The organism is Kitasatospora sp. NPDC058032 (assembly GCF_042885845.1).
Lineage (GTDB): Bacteria > Actinomycetota > Actinomycetes > Streptomycetales > Streptomycetaceae > Kitasatospora.
Map to the genome: position 1 here is coordinate 1 of NZ_JBHVRK010000065.1, position 3,249 is coordinate 3,249.

1 protein-coding gene is annotated in these 3,249 nt (G+C 73.6%); it reads right to left on the reverse strand.

The features are described 5' to 3' along the window. Positions 1 to 3,249 (reverse strand): type I polyketide synthase (locus ACFVUH_RS37245; protein ID WP_387918070.1); only part of this gene is annotated, 3,249 nt, incomplete at both ends.

A 3,249-nucleotide genomic window follows, 5' to 3' on the forward strand; every position in this document is an offset into this window, starting at 1 on the left:
TTGCGCAGGGCCTGGGCGGCCAGGTGAAGCGCGACCAGCGAGGACGAGCACGCGGTGTCGACCGTGACCGCCGGACCCTCGAACCCGAAGCTGTACGACACCCGGCCCGACGCCACGCTCGCGGCGAGGCCGGTGACGAGGTACCCCTCGACATCCGGTTCGTCGGCCGACATCGAGGCGTACTCCTGGGCGATCATGCCGGCGAAGACGCCGACCCGGGTGCCCCGGAGGAGGGCCGGGTCGATCGCGGCGTTCTCGACCGCTTCCCAGCTGGTCTCGAGCAGCAGACGCTGCTGCGGGTCGATGGCCAGGGCCTCGCGGGGGCTGATCCCGAAGAACCCGGCGTCGAACAGGTCGGCGTCGTGCAGGAAGCCACCCTCACGGGCGTACGTCTTGCCGGAGACGTCCGGGTCCGGGTCGAACAGGCCTTCCACGTCCCAGCCGCGCCCGGTGGGGAACCCCCCGACCGCGTCGACGCCGTCGGCGACCAGCTGCCACAGTCCCTCGGGCGAGCTCACGCCGCCCGGGAACCGGCAGCCGATACCCACGATCGCGATCGGCTCGTCGGCGTCGCCGGTCAGGGGACGGGAGACCGCACCTGAGCGGGAGGTCTCCGTCTGGGCGCCGACGAGGTCGGTCCGCAGCTTGTCCGCGAGGGCGGCCGGGCTGGGGTGGTCGAAGACGAGGGTGGCCGGCAGGCGCAGACCGGTGGTGGCGTTGAGCGTGTTGCGCAGTTCGACGGCCGTGAGTGAGTCCAGTCCCAGGTCCTGGAACGGGCGCTCGCCGGCGATCGAACCGGGGTCGGAGTGGCCCAGTACGGTGGCGACGGCCGACCTCACGAGGTCCAGCAGAATGCCCTGCTGCTCTGCCTCGGGGAGCCCCGCCAGCCGACGCGTCACTGCCGAGGCATGACCGGTGGCGCCCCCGCCGGACTGTGCCGCGCGCCGGGAGGGCGCGGGGACGAGGCCGCGGAGCACGGGGGAGAGGGTGCCCGCCGCAGCCTGGGCGCGCAGTCCAGCGGTGTCGATCGCGGCGGCGACCGTGGACGCTTCTCCCAGGGACAGGGCGAGGTCGAAGAGCCGCAGGCCCTGCTCGTTCGGCATCGGCATCAGGCCGGTGCGGGCCAGGCGGCTGCGGTCGGTGGTGCCGAGGCCGCCCATGCCGGTCTCGGTGTCCCACAGGCCCCAGGCGAGGGAGGTGGCGGGGAGTCCGTTGGTGTGGCGGTGCTGGGCGAGGGCGTCCAGGTAGGTGTTGGCGGCGGCGTAGTTGGCCTGGCCCGCGCTGCCGATGACGCCCGCGATGGAGGAGAAGAGGACGAACGCCGAGAGGTCGGTGTCCAGCGTGAGCTCGTGGAGGTGCCAGGCCGCGTCGACCTTGGGCCGGAGGACTGCGCTGAGCTGGTCGGGGGTCAGCGAGGTGATGGTGGCGTCGTCGAGGATGCCGGCGGTGTGGATGACGGCGGTCAGGGGGTGCTCGCCGGGGACGGTGGCGAGGAGGGCGGCGAGCGCTTCGCGGTCGGCGGTGTCGCAGGCGGTGATGGTCACCTGGGCACCGAGTGCGGTGAGTTCGTCGGCGAGTTCGGTGGCGCCGGGCGCCTGGGGGCCGCGGCGGCTGGTGAGGATGAGGTGGTGCGCGCCGTACTCGGTGACGAGGTGGCGGGCGACGAGAGCACCGAGGGCGCCGGTGCCGCCCGTGATGAGGACGGTGCCGTTGGGGTCCAGGGCGGGTGCGGCGGTGTCGTGCGGAAGGGTGGCGCGGGTGAGGCGGGGGGCGTGGGCTCGGCCTTCGCGGAGGGCGAGTTGGGGTTCCTCGGTGGTGAGGGCGGCGGGGAGGGCGCGGTGGGAGGCGTCGTGGCCGTCGGTGTCGATCAGGGTGATCCGGTCGGGGTGCTCGGCCTGGGCGGAGCGGATCAGGCCCCACAGCGCGGCACCCGTGAGATCGGCTTCGACAGCATCCTGGGTGAGGACCACCAGGTGGGTGGCGGAGAACCGGTCATCGGCGAGCCACTGCTGGAGGAACCCGAGCATCCTGCGGGCGGCGTCGTGCGTGGCCGCGACGGACGAGGCACCGCCGGCGACGGTGGCGACCACGACTGCCGGTACGGCGGCGCCGGCCGCGATCTCCGCGCCGAGCGTGTCCAGGTCCGCGTACTGCTCGACGGGAACCCCGCCCGTCTCAAGAGCGGCGGACAGCCGCGAGTCGTCGGCGCCCAGGACCGCCCAGCCGCCGGAGCGCGGCGCGTCGGCCTGCGCGGTCGGAACGGTGACCGGCGTCCAGTCGAGACGGTGCAGCGTGTCACGCTGCGGGCCGCGTGCGGCGGCGGCGAGCTGTTCGGCCGACACCGGACGCATGGTCAGCGAACGGATCGTCGCCACGGGCGCGCCCGTGGCGTCGGCGATGGCGAGCGACACCACGTCGTCACCCGCCGAAGTGATCTGCAGGCGCAGCGCCGTCGCTCCCACTGCGTGCAGGGACACCCCGCTCCACGAGAACGGCAGCCGTACAGGCCCGGGGTGGTCGGCGTCGCCGGCCGTGGCCGCGAGCGTGAACGCCCCGGGGTGCAGCGCGGCGTCCAGCAGCGCGGGGTGGATGCCGTATGCGGCCGCGTCGGAGTGGGCTTCCTCGGGAAGCGCGATCTCGGCGTACGTCGTGCTGCCGTCGCGCCAGGCGGCCCGCAGGCCCTGGAACGTCGGGCCGTAGTGGTAGCCCTGGTCGGTGAACCGGGCGTAGAAGTCGTCGAGTTCGAGCGGCGCGGCGCCGGCCGGGGGCCAGGCCGTCAGATCCGGCGGCGTGGTGGAGGCCCCCACCGCGAGGAAGCCGCTCGCGTGACGCGTCCACTCGTTGCCCTCGCCCGCTTCCTCCGGACGCGAATGGACGGTGAAGGGCCGCCGCCCGGAGTCGTCCGCCGGACCCACGGTCAGCCGCAGGTGGCGGGCGCCGCGCTGGGGGACGGCGAGAAGGACATGGTGGGTGAGCTCGTCGATCTCGCTGCAGCCGACCTGCTCGGCGGCGTGCAGCAGTAGGTCGATGAAGGCGGTGCCGGGCAGGACGACCGTGTCGTGCACGGCGTGCTCCGCCAGCCAGGCATGCGTCGTCTGGGACAGCCGACCGGTGAAGACAGCCCCTTCCCCTTCGGGGAGTTCGATGGTGGTGCTGAGGATGGGGTGGTGGTTGGGGGTGATGCCGGCGGTTGTGATGTCGCCGGTGGTGGGGGTGGGGTGGAGCCAGTAGCTCTGGTGTTGGAAGGGG